The sequence below is a fragment of the Flavobacterium sp. genome, from assembly GCF_027531705.1.
GTDB lineage: Bacteria > Bacteroidota > Bacteroidia > Flavobacteriales > Flavobacteriaceae > Flavobacterium.
The window spans coordinates 15628-41680 of the sequence record NZ_JAPZSP010000008.1; the positions used below are offsets into that span (position 1 = coordinate 15628).

23 protein-coding genes, 1 tRNA gene, 1 other RNA gene and 1 pseudogene are annotated in these 26053 nt (G+C 30.6%); 8 read left to right on the plus strand and 18 right to left on the minus strand.

The window, feature by feature from the left end:
- Positions 1-91 precede the first annotated feature (91 nt).
- Entirely contained in the window at positions 92-931 is an 840-nt protein-coding gene (locus O9267_RS03235) for an NAD(P)H-hydrate dehydratase (RefSeq protein WP_298175916.1), read from the plus strand.
- A gap of 2 nt (positions 932-933) precedes the next feature.
- On the opposite strand, the gene O9267_RS03240 is transcribed toward O9267_RS03235, so the two are convergent.
- From O9267_RS03240 to O9267_RS03260, 5 genes are all read right to left on the minus strand, one after another.
- On the minus strand, positions 934-1788 hold the full coding sequence (locus O9267_RS03240; RefSeq protein ID WP_298175918.1) for a L,D-transpeptidase: 855 nt from the start codon (positions 1786-1788) through the stop codon (positions 934-936).
- Positions 1789-1863: 75 nt separating this feature from the next.
- Positions 1864-3153: a threonine synthase gene (thrC, locus tag O9267_RS03245; RefSeq protein WP_298175920.1), complete on the minus strand. Its 1290-nt coding sequence runs from the start codon at positions 3151-3153 to the stop codon at positions 1864-1866.
- A gap of 151 nt (positions 3154-3304) precedes the next feature.
- Positions 3305-4225, minus strand: a complete 921-nt coding sequence (locus O9267_RS03250) for a homoserine kinase (RefSeq protein WP_298175922.1) — start codon at positions 4223-4225, stop codon at positions 3305-3307.
- 42 nt (positions 4226-4267) lie between these two features.
- Positions 4268-6715: a bifunctional aspartate kinase/homoserine dehydrogenase I gene (gene thrA / locus O9267_RS03255; protein ID WP_298175924.1), complete on the minus strand. Its 2448-nt coding sequence runs from the start codon at positions 6713-6715 to the stop codon at positions 4268-4270.
- 96 nt (positions 6716-6811) lie between these two features.
- A complete protein-coding gene (locus O9267_RS03260) occupies positions 6812-7228 on the minus strand; it encodes a GxxExxY protein (protein WP_298175926.1) in 417 nt (138 codons plus the stop codon).
- A gap of 507 nt (positions 7229-7735) precedes the next feature.
- Between O9267_RS03260 and hutH the strand changes: the two genes are divergently transcribed.
- Together hutH and O9267_RS03270 are read left to right on the plus strand one after the other, a co-directional pair.
- Positions 7736-9238 carry a histidine ammonia-lyase gene (gene hutH, locus O9267_RS03265; protein WP_298175928.1) on the plus strand — a complete coding sequence of 501 codons (1503 nt, stop codon included), beginning with the start codon at positions 7736-7738 and terminating at the stop codon, positions 9236-9238.
- Between the two features lie 3 nt (positions 9239-9241).
- Positions 9242-9544: a DUF962 domain-containing protein gene (locus O9267_RS03270; protein WP_298175930.1), complete on the plus strand. Its 303-nt coding sequence runs from the start codon at positions 9242-9244 to the stop codon at positions 9542-9544.
- 258 nt (positions 9545-9802) lie between these two features.
- Here O9267_RS03270 and O9267_RS03275 read toward each other — a convergent pair whose 3' ends face one another.
- Genes O9267_RS03275 through O9267_RS03290 form a run of 4 tightly spaced genes read right to left on the minus strand, consistent with a single transcriptional unit; the run spans position 9803 to position 13364 of the window.
- Positions 9803-11860 carry a carboxypeptidase-like regulatory domain-containing protein gene (locus tag O9267_RS03275; protein ID WP_298175932.1) on the minus strand — a complete coding sequence of 686 codons (2058 nt, stop codon included), beginning with the start codon at positions 11858-11860 and terminating at the stop codon, positions 9803-9805.
- A gap of 23 nt (positions 11861-11883) precedes the next feature.
- Positions 11884-12252, minus strand: coding sequence for a DUF1304 domain-containing protein (locus O9267_RS03280; RefSeq protein WP_298175934.1), 369 nt, complete (start codon positions 12250-12252; stop codon positions 11884-11886).
- Between the two features lie 12 nt (positions 12253-12264).
- Positions 12265-12846, minus strand: a complete 582-nt coding sequence (locus O9267_RS03285; protein ID WP_298175936.1) for a TMEM175 family protein — start codon at positions 12844-12846, stop codon at positions 12265-12267.
- Positions 12847-12848: 2 nt separating this feature from the next.
- On the minus strand, positions 12849-13364 hold the full coding sequence (locus O9267_RS03290) for a YetF domain-containing protein (protein WP_298175938.1): 516 nt from the start codon (positions 13362-13364) through the stop codon (positions 12849-12851).
- A gap of 86 nt (positions 13365-13450) precedes the next feature.
- Here O9267_RS03290 and yaaA point away from each other — a divergent pair, with 86 nt between their 5' ends.
- Positions 13451-14209 carry a peroxide stress protein YaaA gene (gene yaaA, locus O9267_RS03295; protein ID WP_298175940.1) on the plus strand — a complete coding sequence of 253 codons (759 nt, stop codon included), beginning with the start codon at positions 13451-13453 and terminating at the stop codon, positions 14207-14209.
- A gap of 68 nt (positions 14210-14277) precedes the next feature.
- On the plus strand, positions 14278-15447 hold the full coding sequence (locus O9267_RS03300; RefSeq protein WP_298175942.1) for a C1 family peptidase: 1170 nt from the start codon (positions 14278-14280) through the stop codon (positions 15445-15447).
- A gap of 158 nt (positions 15448-15605) precedes the next feature.
- Here the strand turns inward: O9267_RS03300 and O9267_RS03305 are convergent, their stop codons facing one another.
- The 4 genes from O9267_RS03305 to O9267_RS03320 all read right to left on the minus strand — a co-directional run bounded on the left by O9267_RS03305 (position 15606) and on the right by O9267_RS03320 (position 17940).
- Positions 15606-16175: an aminodeoxychorismate/anthranilate synthase component II gene (locus O9267_RS03305; protein ID WP_298175944.1), complete on the minus strand. Its 570-nt coding sequence runs from the start codon at positions 16173-16175 to the stop codon at positions 15606-15608.
- A gap of 75 nt (positions 16176-16250) precedes the next feature.
- The gene (locus O9267_RS03310; RefSeq protein ID WP_298175945.1) at positions 16251-16814 is read right to left on the minus strand and encodes a YceI family protein; all 564 of its coding nucleotides are present in this window, start codon (positions 16812-16814) and stop codon (positions 16251-16253) included.
- A 28-nt stretch (positions 16815-16842) separates the two neighbouring features.
- On the minus strand, positions 16843-17475 hold the full coding sequence (locus O9267_RS03315) for an NAD(P)H-dependent oxidoreductase (RefSeq protein ID WP_298175947.1): 633 nt from the start codon (positions 17473-17475) through the stop codon (positions 16843-16845).
- A gap of 6 nt (positions 17476-17481) precedes the next feature.
- Entirely contained in the window at positions 17482-17940 is a 459-nt protein-coding gene (locus tag O9267_RS03320) for a MarR family transcriptional regulator (RefSeq protein WP_298175950.1), read from the minus strand.
- A gap of 192 nt (positions 17941-18132) precedes the next feature.
- Between O9267_RS03320 and O9267_RS03325 the strand changes: the two genes are divergently transcribed.
- A complete protein-coding gene (locus O9267_RS03325) occupies positions 18133-18447 on the plus strand; it encodes a rhodanese-like domain-containing protein (protein ID WP_298175952.1) in 315 nt (104 codons plus the stop codon).
- 38 nt (positions 18448-18485) lie between these two features.
- On the opposite strand, the gene O9267_RS03330 is transcribed toward O9267_RS03325, so the two are convergent.
- From O9267_RS03330 to O9267_RS03345, 5 genes and pseudogenes are all read right to left on the minus strand, one after another.
- Positions 18486-18566, minus strand: a tRNA-Tyr gene (locus tag O9267_RS03330).
- A gap of 134 nt (positions 18567-18700) precedes the next feature.
- Positions 18701-19111, minus strand: a pseudogene (locus O9267_RS14595) (TlpA disulfide reductase family protein); the annotation flags it as partial.
- A gap of 15 nt (positions 19112-19126) precedes the next feature.
- Positions 19127-19882: a DUF4369 domain-containing protein gene (locus O9267_RS03335; RefSeq protein ID WP_298175953.1), complete on the minus strand. Its 756-nt coding sequence runs from the start codon at positions 19880-19882 to the stop codon at positions 19127-19129.
- A 164-nt stretch (positions 19883-20046) separates the two neighbouring features.
- Positions 20047-20444, minus strand: a transfer-messenger RNA (tmRNA) gene (gene ssrA / locus O9267_RS03340).
- Positions 20445-20535: 91 nt separating this feature from the next.
- A complete protein-coding gene (locus tag O9267_RS03345) occupies positions 20536-21735 on the minus strand; it encodes a serine hydrolase domain-containing protein (protein WP_298175956.1) in 1200 nt (399 codons plus the stop codon).
- A gap of 199 nt (positions 21736-21934) precedes the next feature.
- Here O9267_RS03345 and O9267_RS03350 point away from each other — a divergent pair, with 199 nt between their 5' ends.
- Together O9267_RS03350 and O9267_RS03355 are read left to right on the plus strand one after the other, a co-directional pair.
- Positions 21935-23137 (plus strand): NAD(P)-dependent oxidoreductase, encoded by a 1203-nt coding sequence (locus O9267_RS03350; protein ID WP_298176264.1) that lies wholly within the window; start codon positions 21935-21937, stop codon positions 23135-23137.
- Between the two features lie 74 nt (positions 23138-23211).
- Positions 23212-25959 carry a histidine kinase gene (locus tag O9267_RS03355; protein ID WP_298175958.1) on the plus strand — a complete coding sequence of 916 codons (2748 nt, stop codon included), beginning with the start codon at positions 23212-23214 and terminating at the stop codon, positions 25957-25959.
- Positions 25960-26053 lie beyond the last annotated feature (94 nt).

A 26053-nucleotide genomic window follows, 5' to 3' on the forward strand; every position in this document is an offset into this window, starting at 1 on the left:
TAGAAATAAATTAATTCTATAAAAGAATCTTTTTGGGAATCAAAATTCATAAATTAGCAGTAAATTTATAGCAATAAAAGCAATCAGGATAATGATTAAAGTAACCAGAGAATTCATTCTTAACTTATACAAACCAATAGCAAAAGACACTCACAAAGGAATTCAAGGGCACGCACTTTTGATTGGTGGAAGTTATAGCAAAATGGGTTCTGTATGTTTGTCAAGCAAAGCTGCTTTGAGAACTGGTTGTGGATTGGTTACTGCTTTTATTCCAAAATGTGGTTATGAAATTGTTCAAATCTCAACTCCTGAAGCAATGGTTTTGACTGATGAAAATGAAAAGGTGCTTTCAAATATCATTTATAATTTTGAACCAAAAGCCATTGGAATAGGCATGGGAATAGGGCAAGACGTAGTTACCGAAAAGGCATTTTATAATTTTTTGCTCAATAACAAAACCGATTTACTTGTTGATGCTGACGGATTAAATATTTTGTCAAAAAACAAAAATTGGTTATCACTTTTACCGCCAAAAACTATTCTAACGCCACACAAAAAAGAACTCGAAAGACTAATTGGTACTTGGCAAACAGAAGAAGAAAAGTTGGAAAAAATCATCCAGTTTTCTTTGGAAAATGATTTGATTATTGTTGTAAAAGGCGCACCAACTTTAATTATTAGTGATTCTGAAATTTACCAAAACACTACTGGAAACCAAGCCTTAGCAACAGCAGGAAGCGGCGATGTTTTATCAGGAATTATAACGAGTTTACTAGCTCAAAATTACGAACCCAAAAATGCTGCAATTCTAGGTGTTTACCTTCATGGATTAACTGCCGATATTGCTGCGCCAGAAATGAGTTATCAAGCGTTTATTGCTAGTGATATTATTAGATATTTAGGAAAAGCATTTTTGAGTTTAGAAAATTAAATTTATTTAGTTGCTGTTTCTGTAAAATCTTCTCTAATTTTTTGTTGTTCTAAAATTGATTTTAAAAATGGTGCAATTTCATTTTTAATTTGTGATTCTGAAATATCTATTGCCTTTGGATTTTTAATTAGTTGCAACCAAGGTTTTGTTTCGTCAAACTTATAAGTTCCAAATACTAAAACTGGAGTTCCTTTAACTTGTACCTTTTTGTTGTTTTCAAGAATCCATTCATCTGCCCAATTGTATAGAAACTTGGCGTCTTTTTCTAACAATCGCAAACAAGAATGTGAAACAGGTAATCCAGGTAAACTGTATTCATGGAAGCCAACACCTAGTTTATTTTCGATATTGAAATTCCATTTTAATTCCCATTCGTCATCAAAAGTACTTGTTGTTTTTTCGGCTTTCCAATTGGTAAAAAATAATCCTAAAGGTGTTTTATCTTTTTTTCTGCCCATATTTGTTGGACCAGAATAGGTAAGAATTCCGTTTTCATAAGCTCCAAAAGTTTGCGTTGGATAGGAAAAAATCAAAATTTTAGATACATCTTTAAGATAATCCACTTCCAATGGAAAAGGCATATAAAATAGCACATCATGACTAAAATCACTTGGAATTACAATCGAATCAAGTTTTGATAAATTAGCTTTATCAGTTCGATTTATGGCTGTTAGAATTTCTATTTTTAAGCTATCATTTGTATTTTCTTTCAACCAACTTTTTGCATCTTCAAGTTTATAAGAAACTGATTCGGGTTGTTTTTTAACTATCTCTTTTTCAATGATTTGAACTTCTTTTTGCTTACAAGAAAACAAAGTATTAATTAATAAAGCGACAATAAACATCTTATATTTCATAGATTTAGGTTTTTAGTAAAAGTCAACATTTTGGATGCAAAACTCTTATACAATTCCCTAAAAAAGTTGTTTAATTTACTTGTTTAAAAAAGTTTTAAATTCGTCATAACTTTTAATTTTGATGCTAACTTTATCTTTACCTAAAACGCTTTCAATCTGTTTTGGAATTTCCAGCTTGACATTTAAAACAGGTTCAACAATATCTAAAAACTTAATTGGATGTGCAGTTTCTAGAAAAAAACCAATCGAGTTGGGTTGTTTTTCTAATTCTTTTCTCAAACCTAAATAACCGACTGCACCGTGAGGTTCGGCAATGTATCCTGAATTGGTATAAATGTTTTTCATAGCATATTTGGTTTCTTCATCAGTGTAAGTATAAGAAGAAAAATCCTTTTCAAATTCAGATAAATCATTATTATACATTTCTTGAATTCGAACGAAGTTACTCGGATTTCCAACATCCATAGCGTTTGAAATTGTAGCAATGGAAGGTTTTGCGTTATAAATTCCATTTTCTAAAAATCTTGGAATTGTATCATTGGCATTCGTTGACGCAACAAAATGGGTTAGCGGTAAACCTAATTTTTTAGCCATAATTCCGGCGCAAATATTTCCGAAATTTCCACTTGGGCAAGACACGATTAAAGGTTTGTTGTGTTTTTTCAATTCCTTATAAGCAAAGAAAAAATAGAACATTTGTGGTAACCAACGAGCAATGTTTATAGAATTGGCAGATGTCAGATTTTTGTGATTCAAATCGGCATCTAAAAACGCTTTTTTGACCATATCTTGGCAATCGTCAAAAACGCTATCGACTTCTAAAGCCGTAATATTTTGACCTAAAGTGGTTAATTGTCGTTCTTGAATATCACTAACTTTTCCTGAGGGATAAAGAATCACTACTTCAACGCCTTTTACACCAAGAAATCCGCTTGCAACGGCACCACCAGTATCTCCAGAAGTTGCTACTAAAACGGTATTTTTTTGATCTTTATTACGATTAAAATGCGCCAAACATCTTGACATAAATCGAGCACCAACGTCTTTAAATGCCATTGTTGGTCCGTGAAATAACTCAAGTGAATAGACATTTTCTTCTACTTTAATCAAAGGAAAATCAAATGACAAGGTTTCGGCAATGATTTGCTTTAATTCAGCTTCAGGAATTTCGTTGCCTACAAATTGTTGCATGGCATTGAAAGCAATTTCTTCGTTTGATAAGCTTTCAATATTCTCAAAAAAAGATTGTGGTAATTGATTAATTGTTTCAGGAAAATACAAACCTTTATCAGGTGCAAGTCCTTGAATAACGGCTTCTTGAAAAGAAACTTTACTATTTTTATTGTTTAAACTGTAATATTTCATTTTTATTATTTTTTAACCACATAGAAATCATAGGATTTGGATTGTGCGAAAAGTCGCTTCGCTTTACATAGGTTTCATAGTGATGTTTCTATGTTTAATAAAATGTCTATGAAGCCTTTCTTGCTATGTTTTTTCTATGTTTCTATGTGGTTTAAATTAATTTAACGCCATTCGGATTAATTCTTGAAATGTGCATATCAAATGCAATTCCTGTATTTTGATAGCTTTCACTCATGGCAAAAGCTACTTTTTCAGCTTTTTCTTGACCTTTACATAAGGCGAAAATTGATGGTCCAGCACCAGAAATTCCCGATCCTAAAGCGTCATTTAGCAAAGCTGCATTTTTCACTTCATCAAAATTAGGAATTAAATGTTTTCTTAAAGGTTCGATGATTACATCTTTTAGCGAACGACCAATTAAATCATAATCGGAAGTGTACAAACCAGCAATTAAACCACCAAGATTTCCTGTTTGTGTAATAGCATCTTTTAATGGAATCTTGGGTTGCAAAACCGCACGAGCATCAGCTGTTTTTACCTCAATATGCGGATGTAAAACTACAGCATACAATTCACTCGGACTTTCAATTCGAATCACATCTAAAGGATTGTAACCTCGAACTAAAGTAAATCCTCCTAGTAGGCAAGGAGCAACGTTATCGGCATGTTCACAACCACTTGCAATAGCTTCTCCTTTCATGGCAAAATCTACCAATTCGTGTTTTGAAAAAGGTTTGCCAAGCAATTCATTAATGCCAAAAACCGCTCCAGCTGCACTTGCAGAAGAACTTCCAATACCACTTCCAGCTTTAATTTTTTTATGGATTTCAATTTCGAAACCAAAGTCAATTTCCATATTTTTTATAATAGCTAAACCTGCAACACCAGCCACATTTTTTTCGGTTTCCATCGGTAAAGTAGCACCAATTATTTTTGTAATTCTTATGCCTTTTTCAGCTGTTTTTCGGATAATCATTTCGTCACCAATTCCTTCTAGGCAAAGACCTAAAACGTCGAACCCGCAATTGAGATTGGCGATTGTCGCTGGACAGAATATTTTTATTTCGTTCATTTTTTTATTTTTTGCGTGTAGAGACAAGGCAATGCCTTGTCTCTACACATTTCCAATTCGAATTACATCGGCAAAAATTCCTGATGCGGTAACGGCAGCGCCAGCACCAGCGCCTTTTATAATTAACGGTTGGTCGATGTATCTATCGGTGTAAAATTCTACGATATTGTCTTTTCCTTCCAAATTATAAAACGGACTTTCTTTCGGAATAAATTGTAAACCAACACTCGCTTTTCCGTTATCAAACGAAGCTACGAATTTTAATCGAGAATCTTTCGATTTGGCTTCGGCTAAAAGATTTTCAAAATGACTTGAATGTTTTGTTAGCGATTTGAAAAAATCTTCATTATTGTTGGTTTCCATGCATTCTTGTGGTAAAAAACAATTGTTTTCTATATGTTCCATTTCCATTTCGTAACCGCTTTCGCGAATTAGGATTAGAATTTTTCTAGCCACATCAACACCACTTAAATCAATTTTTGGGTCGGGTTCAGTAAATCCTTGTACTCCAGCTTCTTTTACAACATCATGAAAGTTATAGGAATCACTAAAATTGTTAAAAATAAAATTTAAACTTCCCGATAAAACTGCATTGATTCTATTGACTTTATCACCTGAAGCAATCAAATGTTTAAGTGTATCGATAATTGGTAAACCTGCTCCAACATTGGTTTCAAATAGGAAAGGAGCGTTGTATTTTCTAGATAAAGATTTTAAGTATTTGTAATTTTCAAATTGAGAAGAACATGCAATTTTGTTACAAGTTACTACCGCAATATTTTGTTTTAAAAATTGGTCATAAATCAATGCAATGTCATGATTAGCAGTAATATCTACAAAAATACTATTGCGCAAATTCAAACTTTTTGCTTTTGCAATAAATTCGGAAACGTTAGCATTTTCTCCATTTTCTATAAGTGATTTCCAATCTTTTAAGTTCATTCCATCTTCATTGAAAATTATTTTACGAGAATTGGAAAGTGCAATTACTCTAACATTAATTTTGAGATTTTCTTTCAAGAATTTCTTTTGTTGGTTAATTTGATCAATGAATTTCTCTCCAACATTTCCAACACCCATTACGAATAAATTCAACTGTTTGGTATTGTCTTCAAAGAAACGTTCATGAAGCGTATTCAAAGCTTTTTTAACATCTTTTTCGTTGATTACTACCGATATATTTCTTTCGGAAGCACCTTGAGCAATCGCACGAATATTAACGTTGTTTTTCCCTAAAGTACTGAACATTTTTCCGCTTAAACCTTGATGATTCTTCATGTTTTCACCAACTAAAGCTACAATACACAAATCTTTTTCAACAAAACAAGGATCAATTTTGTTTTGACTAATTTCTATTTGGAATTCTGTTTCAATTGCTTTTTTTGCCAAATCGGCATCTTGGTTTTGAATTCCAATACAAATAGAATGTTCAGAAGATGCTTGTGTGATAAAAATTACGTTGATGTTATTTTGAGAAAGCACAGAAAATAAGCGTTTGGAAGAACCAGCTACACCAATCATTCCAGAGCCTTCCAAAGTTAATAATGCAATTTTATCAATATGAGAAATTCCTTTTATTGGGTTATTGGAAGCTTGATTTTCATTTGAAATATATGTTCCAAAAGCTTGAGGTTCAAAAGTATTTTTAATCCAAATTGGAATCTGCGAATTCAAAACCGGTTGAATTGTTGGTGGATACAAAACTTTGGCGCCAAAATGCGACAACTCCATAGCTTCTTGATAAGAAATCGATTCGATTGGTTGCGCTTGTTTTACGATTTTAGGATTTGCTGTAAACATTCCATTCACATCGGTCCAAATTTCTAAAGCGTCCGATTTTGTTCCATTGGCAATAATGGCAGCTGTATAATCGGAACCGCCACGACCTAGAGTTGTTGTATTTTCAAGTTCATCAGAAGCAATAAAACCAGGTAAAAGAACGACTTGCGATTTATTGGAACCAAAATAATCAGCAATTAATTGATTGGTTAAATCAAAATCAACAGATGCTTTTCCGAAGTTAGAATTGGTTTTGATTAGCTCACGACTGTCTTTGAAAGTACTATTCGGAATGGTTTGTTGCAAAGCAATAGCAATAATTTGTGATGACAAAAGTTCACCAAAACTTGCAATAGCATCAGCAGTTCTTGGAGATAATTCGCCCAAAAGGAAACAGCCGTCAAGTAAGGTTTGCAGTTGATTGATTTGACTGTTAATCTTGATTAGCAATTGATTTTGATTTGAATTATCAACCAAATCAGCAATTGCATCAAAGTGTTTCTGTTTGATTTCGTCTATTGCATTTTTATACGATTCGTCTTTTAAAGCAGCTTTTTTGGAAGCATTGATAAGCATGTCAGTCACGCCACTTAATGCTGAAACCACTACAGCAAGTTTATTTTCATTGGCTTTTTGATTGACAATCTCGATTACGAGTTTTATGTTTTGGGCATTAGCTACAGAAGTGCCGCCGAATTTTAGTGTTATCATAGTTTTTATTTTTTTACCACATAGAAATCATAGAATTTTGATTGAAGCGAAGTAAGTCGCTTTGCTTTACATAGATTTCATAGCGCTTTATCTCTTTTATATGTTATTTGGCAAATTTTTATAATATTCATTTACATAGGTTTTTTGCCCATCTTTGAAGATGTTTGAACAATTAAAATTTATCAGTATTCCTTTTGGTGATTTTGTAAGCTTCATGTAATTTAAAATTTGTGCTTCAACAATTGGATGTATTTCTGTAATTGCTTTTAATTCTACAATAATCAAATTTTCAACTAATAAATCGCACCTAAAATCTGAAATTAGTTCTTTTTCTTTATAAATTACAGGAATTTTCATTTCAGATACATAGTTAATTCCTCTGATATTTAATTCTTCTTTTAAGCATTGATGATAAACACTTTCGAGTAAACCTCTTCCCATTATTTTATGAACTTCAATTGCAGCTCCAATGATTTTATATGTTAAATCATCAATTTGTTTTTGTGTAATCATAATTTTCTTTTTATACATATAGATAGCACTGTGTTTATACGCGTGTCTATTTGCCTTTAATTATTTATATCTATGTTTAAATGAAATACCTATAAAACCTTCTTAGCTATGTGACCACTATGTTTCTATGTGGTTAATAAAATTTTGCTCTCAATTGAAAGCCCATAGAAATTGGATAATATGTGAAAATTATACCCCAAATGGGGTTGTAGTCGTTGTAGATGTTGTGCCAACAAAAGTCACAACCAAAGAAGTGGTTGTTAAAAGTGAAGTGGTATTATTTTTGTTGTTCATCATACATTTCAAAAGTAGTATTTTTTGTTAATCAAAAAAATGTTGCTTGTATTTTTATGAATATCACAATTTTACATCGTTATCGCATTTGAAATAAATTATTTGAATCGTTATAAAAGCTAAAAATTATTGATTTGATAATAAAATAGAAGTTAAAATAGTTGTATTTTAACAATTGTTTGCTGAATTTTGAGCTCAAATTACATTCAAAAAATGGAGCATTCGCATTACATCAGTTCGGAAGTGTTGCAATTAGAGACTTTGCAAGACATTATAGCGCAACATAAACCAATTGCTTTATCGGAAGAAGCTAAAATTAATATTCAAAAATGCCGCGAGTATTTGGATAAGAAAATGGCTTCGCACGACAAACCGATTTACGGAATCAATACTGGTTTTGGCTCGTTGTGTAATGTGATTATATCTGATGAAAACTTATCGCAACTTCAAGAAAACTTAGTGAAGTCTCATGCCTGTGGAACTGGAGATGAAGTGCCTCAAGAGATTGTAAAAATCATGTTGTTGCTTAAAATTCAGAGTTTGAGTTACGGAAATTCGGGTGTTCAATTACAAACGGTTGAGCGTTTAGTTGATTTTTATAACAATGATATTTTACCTGTAATTTATACTCAAGGTTCGCTTGGTGCAAGTGGCGATTTGGCTCCGTTGGCTCATTTATCGTTACCTTTATTAGGTGAAGGCGAAGTGAATTACGAAGGATTTCGTCAACCAGCAAAAAAGGTTTTGGATAAAATGGGTTGGAAGCCAATCGTTTTGCAATCTAAAGAAGGTTTGGCATTGCTGAACGGAACACAATTTATGAGTTCGTATGGCAGTTATATTTTGTTAAAAGCGATGAAGTTTTCGTATTTGGCAGATGTGATTTCGGCGATTTCTTTAGAAGGATTTGATGGAAGAATCGAACCTTTTAATGAATTGATACATTATGTTCGTCCGCATAAAGGGCAGATTGTGACTGCTAAACGTATGACAGAATTATTGGAAGACAGTCAAATAATTGCTCAAGAAAAACAACACGTTCAAGATCCATATTCATTCCGTTGTATTCCACAAGTACATGGTGCTTCTAAAGATACAATAGATTATGTAAAGAAAGTTTTTAAGACTGAAATCAATTCGGTTACGGATAATCCAAATATTTTTGTTGGTGAAGATGTGATTATTTCTGGTGGAAATTTTCATGGTCAACCTTTAGCTTTGGCTTTAGATTTCCTAGCGATTGCTTTATCAGAATTAGGAAGTATTTCGGAAAGAAGAACCTATCAGTTGATATCTGGTTTACGTGGTTTGCCTGCATTTTTAGTAGATAATCCAGGTTTGAATTCAGGTTTTATGATTCCACAATATACCGCTGCAAGTATTGCTAGTCAGAATAAACAATTGGCAACTCCAGCAAGTATTGACAGTATTGTTTCGAGTAACGGACAAGAAGATCATGTTTCGATGGGAGCAAATGCGGCAACCAAATGCTTGAAAATCATGGAGAACTTGGAACGTATTTTGGCTATAGAATTGATGAATGCTTCGCAAGCTATTGAATTTAGAAGACCATTAAAATCAAGTGATTTTATTGAAATGTTCTTAAAATCGTATCGTGAAGAAGTTCCATTTGTAAAAGAAGATAGAATTTTACATTATGATATTGAAAAATCAGTAGCGTTTTTAAATAGCTTTTTAATTGATTTGGAAGAGTAAAACATGGATAGAATAAAAAAGTACAGCGATTTTTATGCTTTTTATTTGACAGAACACAGCAACAGAACTTCTAGAATTTTGCATTTTGTTGGAACTTTGTTGTTTTTTGTACTGATATCTTATTTTATCATCACAAATCAATACAACTATTTTTGGATCTTACCAATTGTTGGATATGGTTTTGCGTGGGTTGGACATTTCTTCTTTGAAAAAAATAAGCCTGCTACTTTCCAATATCCATTTTGGTCATTAATCTCCGATTTTAAACTTTTTTTTGAATTAGTGGTAGGAAAACAGAAATTTTAATTTTTCTGTAACAATTCCATCATTTCAAAGTCTACTAGTTTTTCAATAATCTAACCAATAACTAATCATGTAGTTTAATTTTATTAATCTCAATATATTTTTTATTTTTAATAAAGAATTATTTTTATAATATGATATTAAAAAATTGATAGTGTTTTAGAATAGTTTTATTTTAGAAACTAATAGTTCTTAATTGTTTATACTGATTGCAAATCCAAGCTATAGGGTTAAGCTTAAAATTTATTTGCTTAAATCTTTTTAGTTGCGTTTAATTATTTTTCCAAAAAAATCTTTTTCACCGACTATGACTTTAAGATAATAAATTGCATTTGGAAAATCAGATAAATCTATTTTATAGTCTTTTGATTTTTCTGTTTTATACAAAATTAACTTACCCGTTGTGTCATACAAATATAGCTCCGATACTTCTTTACTTGTTGTGATATTTATAAAGTTACTTGTTGGATTTGGGTAATATTTTAGATTGATTTCTTCTAAATTAGAAAGATTTTCTTCTATTTTTGTGTTCTTAGAATAATTTTTTTCTTCTGAATTGCAATTGTTTACAGAAGAAAATTGAATAATGATTCTTAATATCAAATCATTTAACAACTCTACTTTATAAGTTTCTGTTGATGGCTCAATATGATTATCTCCAATTCCACTATGGTTAGATATAAAAAGATAAGTTCCGTTAGTTTCTAATGCCAATGACCTCATTAAGTATTCAGTGCTTTTATCAATTCCACTGGCAGCAATTGGAATAATTCGTATGCCTTTTTCAGCTGCTTTTTTAGCTAAATTTTGTAGTTCAATTATGTTTTCTTCAGAATAATGTGGTGGAGCATCTAATAATAAAAATAATAGTTTTGCTCTTGCATCTTCATCCCAATTCATCTTTTCGATTGAATTTCCTAAAGCTTCTATAACGGCTTCTGGATAATCGCCACCGCCATTTGCATTTTGCATTTTAATGAACGATATAAGATTTTGAATATCTGATGTAAAATCGAAATTTTTCACCAAATATTCATCATCTTTATCTCTATAAAAAAGGCTGCCAATTGATAAATCAGCTCTTGGAAACTCCTTTTTAGTTCTTTCGATGACGTCGAATAATTCTGCTTGTAAATAACTTATTTCATCGCCCATCGAGCCTGTTGCATCAATTGCAAAAGCAATATTGATTTTGTTATATTCGGCACAGTCGTATTCATAAGTATAGAAGTTTATTCCTTTATGAAATTCTTTTGGTTTAATGGCTAAAATGGTTTGTTCTTCATCAATGATTTGCAGTTCAGTAAACGAACTTTTTTCTACTAATAAATCATTAGGATCAACCCATAATTCTGCACGACCAGTATTATCAGTTTTAGCAGTCCATACAATTTCATTTTCATTTTTTAAATGAACTGTTTTATTGATAATTGGAAAACCATTTTTATTTTTAAGAATAAGTGAATATCTATAAGTTGGATTGAGTTTCCAATGATTTTTCCATTGGTTTAATTCAGAAGTTGTTAATCCTTGCCAATATTCATAATGACTAAAATCGTTTACTTCACCAGCAGTTAATTGACCTGCTTTTTGAATTTTATTTCCAGCAACTTTTGAGGTTGACGCAGTTGTTGTTTCATCGGATGTTACTTTTATTCCAGCAATTGAATATCCCAAAGATTTTTTTTCTTTTTTAATTCCAAGACTTGTTACCACTACTTCACTTAATGAACTACCACTTTCATCTAAACGAACGTTCATTACTTTATTGTTTACCTTTATTATAACAGTTTTCAGCCCTAAAAAACTAATTTCTAACACATCTCCAATTTTAGCATCTATACCATAATAACCATCAAAATTTGTTTGAGTACCAATTTTAGTACCTTTTATTTTAACATTTGCTCCAGGTAAAGGACCACTATCATCGTAAACTTTTCCAGTAATAACATTTTTGAAAGGATTGCTTTTTAATACAGGTTTTTCAATTGGCGTTGGTTGTTGTATTACTATTTTTGGTTCAACTTCAAAATAAATTTTGTTTTTTTCTACGTTATTGATAGTATCTAATATAGTTTGCTTATTTAGATAACTAAACTTTAAAATATCTTTTGTTTTACCATTAATAATAAAACTACCATCTACATTTGATAATGTAACAAAAAAATTATTTTGATTGAGTATTTCAACATTTGACAATGGCTTTTTGTCTTCATCATAAACAGTTCCACTAATTTGTTGTGAATTACCGTTTATACAAAACAAAATAAACATTAAAAATAGAATAGATTTATTTCTTGGATGATTACTTTTTTTCATAGTTATAATTTTATGCAATGTTACTAAAAATTACTCAACACCAAACTCAAAACTCCCAAAGCTGCAGGAATCGCTTGAACAAACAAAATTCGTTTTGAAGCTGTCATGGCACCATAAATTCCGGCAACTAAAACGCAGATTAGAAAAAATAATGCTACATTTTTACTCCAAATCGAATCAGAAATTAAGAGTGACCAAATCAATCCTGCTGCGAGAAATCCGTTGTATAAACCTTGATTGGAAGCCATAACTTTGGTTTTTTCAAATTGATCTTCGGGAATAGTTTTGAATACTTTTTTGGCACGTGTTGTCCATGCAAACATTTCTAACCAAAGAATGTAAAGGTGAATAAAAGCAATAAATCCGACGATGATTTGAGATATAATGTTCATTTTTTTTAATTTTTAATTTTCTTCTTCTAGAATTTTTTCAATTCTTTTGTCTGGAATTAACCACATTATGGCAACGATAATGTATAAAATCCCTGAGATTAAAGTGTAATATTTGGTTAAAATTACAGCGATTATGTACAAAACTACGGAAACTTTTCCTTTAAAATCTTTACCTAAAGCTTTCGATAAAATGGAGTCTTTTCCATGGTTTGCAATTATTGTATATTGTAAAATAAAATAGGCAATAGCGTTCATTAACAATACAATTCCATAAAGCATCATTGGGAAAGAGGCAAAGTGGTGTTCACCAATCCAAGCAGTTGTAAAGGGAATTAAGGATAACCAAAATAGTAAATGTAAATTTGCCCAAAGAATTTTTCCATTAACATGTTTGACGGTATGAAGCATATGATGATGGTTGTTCCAATAAATTCCAACATAAATAAAACTCAAAATGTAACTCAAAAATTTATGAGATAATTTTAAAACGGATTCAAATGTAGTATCGTTCGGTACTTTAAATTCCAAAACCATGATAGTTATTATAATAGCTAAAACACCGTCGCTGAAGGCTTCAAGTCTGTTTTTGGTCATGTTTAATTGTTTAAATTTCCTAATGTTTTATGAATTTTTCTTTTGTGATGGGTTTGTTTTAAATGATTATCACCCGAAATAATGCTTATACTTCCGTCAATTTCGAACATAGCCAATTTTACATCTTTATAAAATTCAATTCCGTGTTCTCTCATGGCTTCTTTTAGTTCATCATCGGTTATTCCTAATCTTCCAATGGTTTTAAATTCGATTTTTCCATTGTGAATAAGGATTTCTGGTGTGTCTTGAACTAAATTTTTTATAAATTCTGATTTAGACATCACTTTTTTGAAAATATAATTAATTACAAAAAGCGCTAATGCCGCCACAATTCCGCCATAAAGCGAAGTATTATTTCCAACCATTGCATTTTGAACCGAATTACTAATTAGTAAAATCAAAATTACATCGGCAGTATTTAGTTGTGACAATTGCTTTTTGCCAAAAATTCGAAGCGCAATTATCATAAAAAAATAAACTGAAACACTTCTTAAAGTAATATCTAAATAGGGATTCATAATGTTACTGTTTGAAAGGTAAAATTAACTTATAATAATTAAATTACCTTTTAAATTTGTATTTTTGTTATCATTTTAATCAAATTATGAAAATAGTCATTTCTCCTTCTAAAGCTTTGGATTTTGAAAAACCTTTGCCAACTAGTAAGTTCTCGCAAAGCAAATTTTTAAAAGAAAGTAAAATCATTCATAAAATTATCAAGCAAAAATCGCCTATTGAATTGTCTGAATTAATGGATATTTCGGATAAGTTGGGTGAACTCAATTGGCAACGAAATAAAACTTGGAAAACGCCATTTACTCCAGAAAATGCTAGACCTGCGCTTTACGCCTTTGATGGCGATGTTTATACAGGTTTGGATGCTTATTCACTTTCAATGGAAAAAGTAGCTGTTTTGCAAGAGAAACTCCGAATTCTTTCTGGTTTATATGGAATTTTGAAACCATTAGATTTAATGCAACCTTACCGATTGGAAATGGGAACAAAATTAACCATTGGCGAAAGCAAAAACTTATACGATTTTTGGAAAGAAACAATTACAACTGCTTTAAATAAAGAATTGAAAAAAGGCGATTTATTTATCAATTTGGCGAGTAACGAATATTTTTCGGCTGTAGATCTGAAAGCTTTGAAAGTTCCAGTGATTACGCCAGAATTCAAAGATTACAAAGACGGAAAATTGAAAATGATTAGCTTTTTTGCCAAAAAGGCGAGAGGCTTGATGGTACGCTATATTGTTGATACAAATGCCGAAACTATTGATGATCTGAAAGGTTTCAATTATGAAGGTTATCGTTATGATGACAATCTTTCAAAAGGAAATCAGCTAGTTTTTACCCGATAAAAAATATGTTAAAATAAAAGTGAATTTGGGATAAAATTTTACTTTTACAAACTAAATAATTTATAAAAATGAGAAAAAGTCTATTAGTTGCGGGTTTATTTTGCTCAATGAGTTTGTTCGCACAAGATGATTTGATTAAAAAAGTAATCAATAACGCTTCACTAAATTCAAAATATGTGTTTTCGGATGTCAAAAATTTGGAAACTACTTCTGTGAAAAGTCAAGGTTCTGCTGGAACATGTTGGAGTTATTCTGGAAATTCTTTTCTAGAGACAGAAATGATTCGTATGGGAAAACAACCTGTGGATTTGGCAGAAATTTATACTGCAAGACACGTTTATTTGTCAAAAGCTAGAAATTATATTCTTTTTAACGGAAATATGGGTTTAGGCGATGGTGGCGAAACACATGATGTTTTGAATATTATGCGCAAATACGGAGCAATGCCGCAATCGGCTTATACCCTTGAAGATTACGGAAAAGGAACAGTAAAATCAGGTGAATTTCAAGATAAATTCAAAGCAATTTTAGATGAGTATATCAAAAATCCTAGTCCGACAAAAGGAACTTCTTGGGTTGCTGATATCAATAATTATTTAGATGAAAAATTAGGTAAATTGCCAGCAACTTTTACTTACGCAGGAAAAGAATACAATCCACATACATTTGCTAAAGAAGTAGTTGGAATCAATCCTGATGATTATATCGAGTTTTCTAATTATAAGGATTCACCTTATTACCAAAAAATGGTTTTGCCGGTGCCAGACAACTGGAGTTATGACCAATTATACAATGTTCCGATGACAGAATTGACCGACATCATTGATTATGCATTAGATAAAGGTTATACAGTTGCATGGTCTTCAGATGTTTCTGAGCCTTATTTTAGCTGGAAAAACGGAGTAGCTTTTGTACCAGATTTGGATTTATATAATATTACTGACGAACAAAGAAAAACTCTTTTTGATGGTCCAATGCCAGAAAAAGACATTAATGAAGATATACGTTTGGAAGGTTTATATAGTTTATACACAACTGATGATCACGCAATGCAAATAGTTGGTTCAGCTAAAGATCAAAATGGAAGAACATATTACAAAGTAAAAAATTCCTGGGGCGAAACCAATGATTATAAAGGTTATTTATATGTAACAAAAGCATTTGTGCAATTAAAATCGACTGGAATTGTGTTGCATAAAAATGGAGTTTCTAAAGCTTTGAAGAATAAATTGAAATAGAAAAAAAACACGAATTCCACTAATTTTCACGAATTAAAACTATCCAAAAGATTTCACAAATTTCTAATGTAAAGAAATTTTAGTGAAATAAAGAGAAAACATAATTAGTGTAAATTAGTGGAATTCGTGTGAAAATTAATTAGCATTTTTTTTGTAAACTAAGAATTCAACCAGTTTTCTAAAATCTGTTTTCCGTTTGGTGTTAAGATACTTTCTGGATGAAATTGAACACCTTTCACATCGAACTTTTTATGACTAATTGACATGATTTCTCCATTTGTATCTATTGAAGTAATTTCTAAATCTTCAGAATAATTTTCTTTTGAAATTACCCACGAATGATAGCGACCAACTTCAAATTTGGAAGGCAAATTTTTGAATAATAAATCGTTGGGTTCTATAACTTCAATTTCGGTAGCAACACCGTGAAAAACTTGATTGAGGTTTTCTAATTTTCCACCAAAAACTTCTCCAATTGCTTGTTGTCCAAGACAAATTCCTAATATGCTTTTAGTTGAAGCATAGGTTTTGATTACTTCCTTCAATAATCCAGCTTCATCAGGAATTCCTGGACCTGGCGATAGTAAAATTTTGGTAAAAGTAGCTATTTCATCCAATTCAAATTCATCGTTTCTATAAACGCTTACTTCACAGTTTAGTGCTTCTAGGTAATGCACCAAATTATAGGTGAAACTATCGTAATTGTCAATAACTAGCACTTTTTTCATTAGGCAAAGATAGTTTTAAATAAAAAAAACCTCCAAGTTTCCTTGAAGGTTTTTCTAACAAATTAAAAGTAACTATTAGAATTGTAATGTTACATCTAATTGGAATTCGTCGTTGATAGTTTTATCTCCTAAATTATCAAAGAAACTTCCAGAACCATATTTAATTCCGTATTTAGTTCTGTCAATTTTCAAAGAAGTTGAAGCTGTAGAACCTTTTACAGTAATATCAAATTTAATTGGATTTGTTATATCTTTGATAGTTAAATCTGCTGTTACAGCGTAAACACCATTTCCTTTATCAGCGATTTTTTTGAAAACTAATTTTGAAGTAGGGTATTTGTCAGTTCCAAAGAAGTCATCAGCTTTCAAGTGACCATCTAATTTTCCTTTGTATTCACCTGTCAAATCAGTTGTGTTTATTGAAGACATATCAACTGTAAAAGTTCCACCTTTTAGTTTACTTTTTTTGAAAACTAAAGCACCATCTTTTAAGTTAATTGTTCCATTGTGTTGACCAGTTACTTTTTTTCCAATCCACGCTACTGTACTTTTTGAAGCGTCAACTTTTTTTGTTTGAGCTGTTGCTAATGTTGATACAGCTACGAATAATGCAATTGCAATTGTTTTTAAATTTTTCATGATAATAAAAGTGTTAAATAGTTAATGATTATAAATTGATAAATAATTCTTCGTTTGATTTGCGCACTTTTGCGTAGTGTTGTGTCGCATCTTCTTCGTGACGGTAACCAACAGTTGCTACTAAGCTTGCATTTAATTTTTTTTCAGTTAGCCCTAAAATTTCATTGTATTTCTCAGCAACAAAACCTTCCATTGGAGTTACATCTATTTTGAGCTCAGCAGCAGCGCTTAATAAGTTTCCTAATGCAATGTAAGTTTGTTTTGAAGTCCAAGTATTTCTAACTTCAAGAGGCAATGTTGTTATATTTGATTTCATAAAATCAGCATAACCTTGAACCGATTCCATTGGAATTCCACGTGTTTCGGTTATATTTTTGAAATAAGCATCGATTTCTGTTTCTCCAATGTTGGTAATACTTGCAAATACTACTACAAAAGCAGCATCAACAATTTGAGTTTGACCCCAAGAAGCTGACAATAATTGTTGTCTTATTTCAGGATTTTCAATGATTAAAACTTGGTAAGGTTGTAGACCATAAGATGAAGCAGATAGTCTTATTGCTTCTTTTAATGTTTCTAAATCATCTTTTGATACTTTTTTAGTTGCATCAAATTTTTTGGTGGCGTAACGCCAGTTTGCATTTTCTATAAAATTGCTCATAATTATTTATTTTACTTGTCTATATTTTTCTAATAATGAAATTAATTGTTGAATTTCTTCTGGCAAAAGATTATTGGCGAAATTTTCTTCGTATTCTTTTACCTTTGGATCTAACTCTAATAGAATATTCAATCCTTTTTTTGTGATTTCTACCTCAATTTTTCTCCTATTTTCTGGACAAACATTTCGAGTTACTAATTCCTTTAGTAAAAGTTTATCTATCAATCGAGTAGTATTACTGTTTTTGGTAATCATTCGCTCTTGAATCACACACATATTAGCAGGATTTCCTTTTTGACCTCTCAATATTCTCAAAACATTATATTGTTCACCAGATAAATCATAAGGTTTTAAGATATCGAGAAACTTATCACCAATTACATTGTTAGTGTAAAGAATATTTAAAACAATTCTTTTGGAATCGTCCATTTTTACATTTGATTTTGTTATTTCCTCAATCCTCATAATTGTAAATACAATATTTGTATATACAAATGTACTTCTATTTTCAAACCAAACAACTTTTTGATTGTTATCTTTTTGTTAAAAATACTTAACCGTCACAAAATCAGTTAAATGATATTGTGATTTGGAATTTTGGAAATAATCTATTGTAGAAAATTCAAAATAAATTATATTTGAAAAAAATTGAAAACAATGAATTTATCACAAAAAGAGTGGGCAGAGCAATTGAAAAATGATGCAAACGCAGTTATTTTAGATGTAAGAACAGAAGAAGAATGGAATGAAGGTTTTATTCCTAATGCTGTTTTTAATGATATATATAAAGGACAAGGCTTTATTTATCGATTAGAAGAATTGGATAAAACCAAAAATTATTATGTGTATTGTAAAGCAGGTGGAAGAAGTGGTCAAGCCTGTTCTATAATGAATCAAATGGGTTTTGAAAATACATATAACCTTGAAGGTGGATTTATGAATTGGGAAGGCGAAGTTGCTTTTGAAGAATAAACAAAAAAACCGTATCAATATCGATACGGTTTTTTTTGTGGGGAGAGCAGGATTCGAACCTGCGAAGTTCACACAGCAGATTTACAGTCTGCCCTCGTTGGCCGCTTGAGTATCTCCCCGAAAGCGGTTGCAAATATAAAAACACTTTTGATGTTTGCAAACAATTAGTGTACTTAATTTTGCATTAATTTTTAAAACTTTGAAAACGAATTAAATAAAAAAAATCTCCCGAAGGAGATTTTTTAGTATTAGCTTATTTTGAACTAAGAACTTCTTGTATTTTAGCTTTTAATTCTTCACCAAAAAGATCTCTAGCAATGAATTTTCCATTTGCATCTAGCAAAAATGTTGTTGGAATTTGTTCTACTTCATATTGCTTTGCTATTGGATCTTTCCAACCTTTAAGGTTAGAAACTTGAGTCCAAGTGATTTTGTCTTTTGCAATGGCATCTTTCCATTTAGATAAATCTTCATCAAGAGAGACACCTATTATGTTTAATCCTTTTGAATGAAACTCATTATATAGAGCAACAACATTTGGATTTTCTCTTCGGCAAGGTCCACACCATGAAGCCCAAAAATCAATTATAGTAACTTTTCCTAAAGATTCTTTCAGAGAAATTAGTTTACCATCAGGAGATTTTGCAGAAAAATCAGGTGCTTGTTTACCAACTTTTCCTCATTTAGCTGGAGCTGGAGCAGCACCTTGCGGCATTGCTGGAGCTTGTGGAGCAGCAGTTGGATTTTTTATTTGATCTAACTTTGTTTTGATAGATTTACCTGGTTTAGTACCTTGTAATGATTTATCCAATTTATTATAATATTCTTCAATTTTTTTAACATCAGGAGCCATTTGGTTAAACATTCCTTCAATTATCAAAGCAGAAATAAATGCTTTTGGATGACTTGACACATAAGTATCAGATTGTTTAGCGAAATCTTCTTGAAACTTCATGTACTCAGCTCTAAGACTATTCATAACAACAGTATCTTTTTTCTGTTGCGCTTCTGTCATTTTAGCCATATTATCTTCTTGGAACTTCATCATTTTCTTTTGAATTTGTTCACCAGATTTTTTGTAACTTGTTAACTCATCATTATTATAAGTTCCAGTTACCTTAGTATTCATGATGCTATCTTTGTTGATAACCATTGTGATATCACCGTTTTCTAATATAAAAGGTACTTTTCCGTTTGCACCATCAACTTGAATTAAGTGAATTTCTGGTTCTACAGCTTTTCCTTCAAATGTGAACTTTCCGTCTTTAACTTGAACAGTATCAACCGCTTTCAATTGACCCATTTCATCTTGTTTTTCAAGAAATACATTTTTTCCGTTTTCGATACCTTTGATAGTTCCAGTAACCACATACTTATCTTTGTTACAAGATACCAGTAAACTTATTGTAGCTAATAATAAAGCAATTTTTTTCATTTCTTTTTAAAATATTAATTTAGAGGTGCAAAAGTATTTATTTTTTTTGGACTAACTATATTTATAACTTAAAATTATCATTGATTTTAAGAATTTGATTAAAAAGAAGTTTATAAAATAAAAAAATCGCAATCATTATTAAGATAAATGATTACGATTATTTTTTGTGGAGTCGCCGAGAATCGAACTCGGGTCCAAACAAGCAACCAAATGGCTTTCTACACGCTTATTTCCTGTTTAGGTTTTCGACGTTGGGCTAGGACAGAAACAACCACCAAACGCTTAGCTTTATCAGTGTCAAAATGGATTTAAAGCTTTACCATTTCTAGGTTTATATTTACGATTTACCTTGGCCAAACGCTATAAACCAAAGCTTTTGAGGTAAATCCTGCTTTCCTACCTTGTAGGAGCGTGGCTAATCTTACTATAATTCAGATTATGCAGCAAGAGCGTAGTTTCCTTCGCCGTATAAAAGTTTTGAGTCCATTTATTAACGAGAATTGACTCAGTTCTCGACGTGCTTACAATTTAGTTCCACTCGCTGTCAAAACCAGTCGACCCCAGTAGATTTTTATTTTAGACATCTGAATTCTAATTTCAGAAGTTTTAAAATAGCTTGCAAATATAGTGCCTTTTTTATGATTTGTAGAAAATTATTCTTCCTCGTCTTTGAAAACAAATGGATAATCACCAAATAAAGGTGCAAGTTTTCTAATCGCATATACATTTCGAGTAAATCTATTCGATAATGCAATTATGGTTACTCTTTCGTTTTTTAAAGTTACAAACGAGGAAGTATTTCCGTGCCACCAGCCATTGTGAAAGTAATATTTTTGTCCAGTTTCCCATTCAATCATTCTCATTCCAAGCCCGTAATTTTTTTCTCCTTTGCTTTCGTAACTGTAACCTTGATACATTTTCTTTTTCAATTCAGGATTTAAAAAAGTAGGTGCATTTATCGCCAGATCAAATTTCAATAAATCTCTTGGTGTCGAATAAATGTTTTTGTCACCGTAAACTCCATCAAGAAAATCTATAGCAAATTTAGAACCATTGCCTCGATAAGAAGGCGTAGATTTTTCTATATCTTTTTCGACATCAAATACATACGAGTTTTTCATTCCAAGCGGATTGAAAATCATTCTTTTCATAGCATCTTTATAGCTCGTTTTGGTAATTTTTTCAATTATCAAAGCTAACATGGCATAGTTGGTATTACAATAACAAAAATGCGTATCTGTAGGATAATCTAATTGCAGGTTTTTTTCTGAAAAAAGATTTAAAATGGCTTGATTAGTAAGTGTCTTACTCGAATCCCAAATGGTTTTGTCGTCAGTAAAATAAGCGTAATTTCGCAATCCACTTCTATGATTCAATAAGGTTTGAATAGTAATTTCTGTATATGGAAAATTTTCTAAAATGGTATTCACTTTTTGATCTAATTCAATTTTTCCAGCATCAATAAGTAATAAAATTGCTGTTGCAGTCAATACTTTACTAACAGAAGCAATGTGAAGTGGAGTATTTTGATTCATTATAGTTTTGGTTTCCAAATTTCCAAAACCATTGTATTTTTCATAAATAATTTGACCATTTCTAGCGACCAAAAAGCTTAAATTATCGGTATCATCTTTCCAATATTTATCACAAAATTCTTTTGCTGGAGCTTTCTTTTGAGCTATGTAACCTTTAGAAAGTCGTGCTAGTTTTTCAGCTGAGGGTTTAATTGTGGGCAATGTTTCATTTGAAATTTCAGTCAAAATAGCATCTGTTTTTTCTTGTTTGGCACATGAAAAAAACAGAAAAAGTGATGTAACGATAAAAATCGTTTTAAGGTTAAATTTGGTAGTCATTGGTTAGCTTAAAAAGCAAATATAAGCAAACAAATAGCGCATTAAATCCTTTAAATAAAAGAAGTTTTCAAGAAAATAAAATGTTAAATTGTTAATTAACTGAAATTCAATAGCAACAGAGAAGTTTATTTTGCAACTAAAAGTTTTGAAAACGATGTAGTAAAAACTACTTTTGATGTCGAAAAATAAAGCATTTAAAATGAAATTTGGAATTATAAAAGAACGTAAAATACCTGTTGATAGAAGAGTTGTTTTTACACCAGAAGAATTAGTAAGATTAAAAACGGAACATTCAGAAGCACAAATTAAAGTTGAAAGTTCAGATATAAGAGTGTTTTCAGATGAGCAATATAGTAATTTAGGGCTAGAAGTTGCAACAGATATGACCGATTGCGATGTTCTTTTTGGAGTAAAGGAAATTCCAGTTGATGCATTAATTCCAAATAAAAAGTACTTTTTCTTTTCGCACACTATCAAAATGCAACCTTATAATAGAAAATTGTTGCAAGCTGTTTTAGAAAAAAATATTGAACTTTATGACCATGAAACTATCGTGGATGCTAACAATAAAAGACTAATTGGCTTTGGTCGTTATGCCGGAATTGTTGGAACTTACAACGCATTTAGAGGTTTCGGAATCAAGTTTGATTTATTCAATATTCCAAAAGCAGAAACGTTGCATGGAAAAGACGAATTAGTTGCCAAATTAAAACGACAAATTCTGCCAAATATCAAAATTGTGGTGACAGGTCACGGTAAAGTTGGTATGGGAATTAAGGAGATTTTGGATGGAATGAAAATAAAAGAAGTTTCATCTGATAATTTTTTGAACAAAATATATTCTGAACCCGTTTATACTCAAATAGATGTTTTAGATTATAATAAAAGAAAAGACGGTCAAGTTCTAAACAATCAAGATTTTTACAAGAATCCACAAGAATATGTGTCAGATTTTGAACGATTTACAAAAGTTTCAGATATTTATATAGCAGGACATTTTCATGGAAATGGTGCACCAGATATTTTGACAAGAGAAATGCTCAAAGCGGCTGATTGTAAAATTCAAGTTGTTGCTGATGTTTCTTGCGATGTTGATGGACCAATTGCTTGTACTATAAAAGCTTCAACTATTGCTGATCCGTTTTTTGGATATTTACCTAATGAACACAAAGAAGTTCCATATTCGTATCCTGGTTCTATAATGGTAATGTCTGTCGATAATTTGCCTTGCGAATTGCCAAAAGATGCTAGTGAAGGATTTGGTGAAATGTTTATGAAACATGTAATTCCAGCTTTTTTCAATGGCGATAAAGACGGAATTTTACAACGAGCCAAAATGACTGAAAAAGGTAAGTTAACAGAACGATTCAAGTATTTGCAAGACTATGTTGATGGAAAATAAACAAAAAATCTCGATTAATTTCGGGATTTTTTGTTTCTAATAAAAGCGTTATATTTGAAGATAAAATAAGACTAATGTTGAAGAAGATAGCAATAAAAATAATTTTTATATTCTGTTTTTCAATTGTTTCTACAGCTCAAGAAATGTTGCCTTTTGTTGAAAATTTCACCAAATCAATTTACAATGGCGACAATCAAGTTTGGGATGTAACTCAAGGTAATGACAATGCAATGTATTTTGCCAATAATCACTTTTTTCTTCGTTACAATGGTGTAAAATGGGAAAAATATACCTTGCCAAATCAAACGGTTATTCGCGCTGTTTTTTCTTATAAAGACAAAATTTATTGTGGTTCTTACAACGAATTTGGATATTGGAAAAGAGAAAATGGAGTGATGATTTACCGTTCATTATCACAAAACAAAAATCTATTTAGTGGTATTTCTAACAACGAAGAAATATGGAAAATTTTTGAATTTGATGGAAAAATTTACTTTCAATCTTTCAATGAACTATTTATTTTATCTAATGATAGAATTGAAAAAATAAGAATACCATTTCAAATTTCATATTGTTTTCCAGTTAAAAACAAACTTTATGTTGCTTCTGTAAATAGAGGAGTATTTTTATTGCAAAATAAAAAATTTACACTTGTTGATGGATTGAAATTAGATAATACCATTATACATTCTATTCAAGAAAATAATTCGAAAACATATATTTTTACTAAGAAAAATGGTGTTTATATTTATGATAATCAAAAACTTTCTGTATGGAATAATCCATTAAATAATTCATTAAAAACCGAATTAATTATTGCGGCTAAGTTCATTGATAAAGACAGATTAGCTATTGGAACTGCTTTTAAAGGATTATATGTAGTTAATATTAAAACGAATGCTTCTTATAATATAAATCGAAATAATTCTTTGACAAACAACTCAATTTTGAATATTGGTTTTGATAAAGAAAATGATTTGTGGCTCGGAATGGACAACGGAATTGCTCACATTGAAATAAATTCTCCTTACTTAAATTTGACCGACAACACGGGTGTTTTGGGTTCTGTTTATGCGATGGCAAGTATTGAAAATGGTTATTTATTAGGTTCAAATCATGGTGTTTTTAAGTATCAAAATAAGAAACTAGATTTTCTTGAAAATTCTCAAGGCCAAGTATGGCAAATCAATAAAGTAGGTTCAAAATATCTTATTGGACATAATGATGGAACACTTCTTTATGAAAACAATCAAATAAAGAAAATTAACGATGTTACTGGCGGTTGGAAATTTCTTAAAAGTAACTTTAGTAATGATTATTTTCAAGCTAATTATGCGGGAATAATTGTTTATAAAAAAGACAATTTTTCTAGCTATAAACCTCTAAATAATATTACAAAACCTATCAAAAATCTCGCGCAAAACAAGTTGAATGAAATTTGGGCTGTTGATAATTATAAAAGTTTGTATAAAATTACATTTAACGGAAATTTTGAAACCAATAAAGTTGAAAATATTACACAGAGTAGTGGCATCAAGAACGATTTTGGCGTAAAGCTTTTTAACTATAAAAGTGAAATTCTTTTTTATATCAACAATTCTTGGTATCAATATGATCAAATAGCTAATAAGTTAGCAGTTAATGAGTTGTTTAATAATCATTTTAAAGATATATCCGAAATAATTCCGATTGACACTAATAGGTTTGTAATCGTCAAAAAAGGCTTGTTTTACTTAATAAAGCAATCAAATAACAGTTTTGATTGGGAGTTGATTCCAGAGAAATATTATAGAGGAAAAATAATCAACCAAGACACTAATATTCTAATTGAAGGAAATAAAATCATCTTTAATTTAGACGATGGATTCTTTTCCTATGAACCTAAAAGTAAAAAAAATATAAATGATACAAAAATCTACGTTGAAGGTTTTTGTAATGGTATTCTGCTTTCAAATAATGAGAATGTAGCAAACAATCAAACAGTAGAATTAAATATCATAACGCCGTATTTTGGATATTACAAACCAAATTTGTTTTATTCAATAAACAGTGATTCAGAAATAGTTCCTGTAACAGATAGTAAAGTTGTTTTGAATAACCTGGATAGTGGTCAAAAAGAGATTACGATATATTCATTAAATGGTTCTGCTTATAAAAGCATAACAACTTACAATTTTAGTGTTTCAAAGCCTTGGTATATTTCATTTTGGATGATTCTGTTATATGCAATTCTTATTTCAGGCTCATTTTTCCTATACTATCGATGGAATAAAATTAGATACTCCGAAAAAATTAAACTAAAAGAAGAAGAATTAAAGCATCAAAAGGAAATCCTTCAGTTAGAGTTAGATGCAGAGAATAAATTAAAAATACAAGAGTTTGAAAAGCACATACTTGAAATCCAAGTACAAACAAAAGCATCTGAAGTAGCGGGTAAATCACTCTCTATTGCCAAACAAACCGAAATGATTGAAGGAATTCAATTGTTGCTTGAAAAAGAAAATGACATCAGCAGTCTTAAAAGTAATATCAGAAAAACAATTAAGCTGAATTCTATCAATAAAAAAGAATGGGAAACTTTTGAAAATAATTTATTCAAGAGCCACGAAGATTTTATAAATAGATTAGCAATCAAATATCCTAGACTTTCCTCTAAAGATAAAAAACTATGTATTTACTTAAAGATGAACTTGACTTCAAAAGAAATTGCACCCTTGATGGGAATTTCATATAGAGGAGTTGAATTGCATAGATATCGATTGAGAAAAAAATTAGAAATCGAACAAGAATCCAATCTTTCTAGTTTTATGAATACAATATAATTAATAATATTTTTGAGTTTTTCATAAAATTAACCACTTTTTTTTAGAAACTTCAAACTCATCATTACTACATCAATTTAATTTATTTTGATAG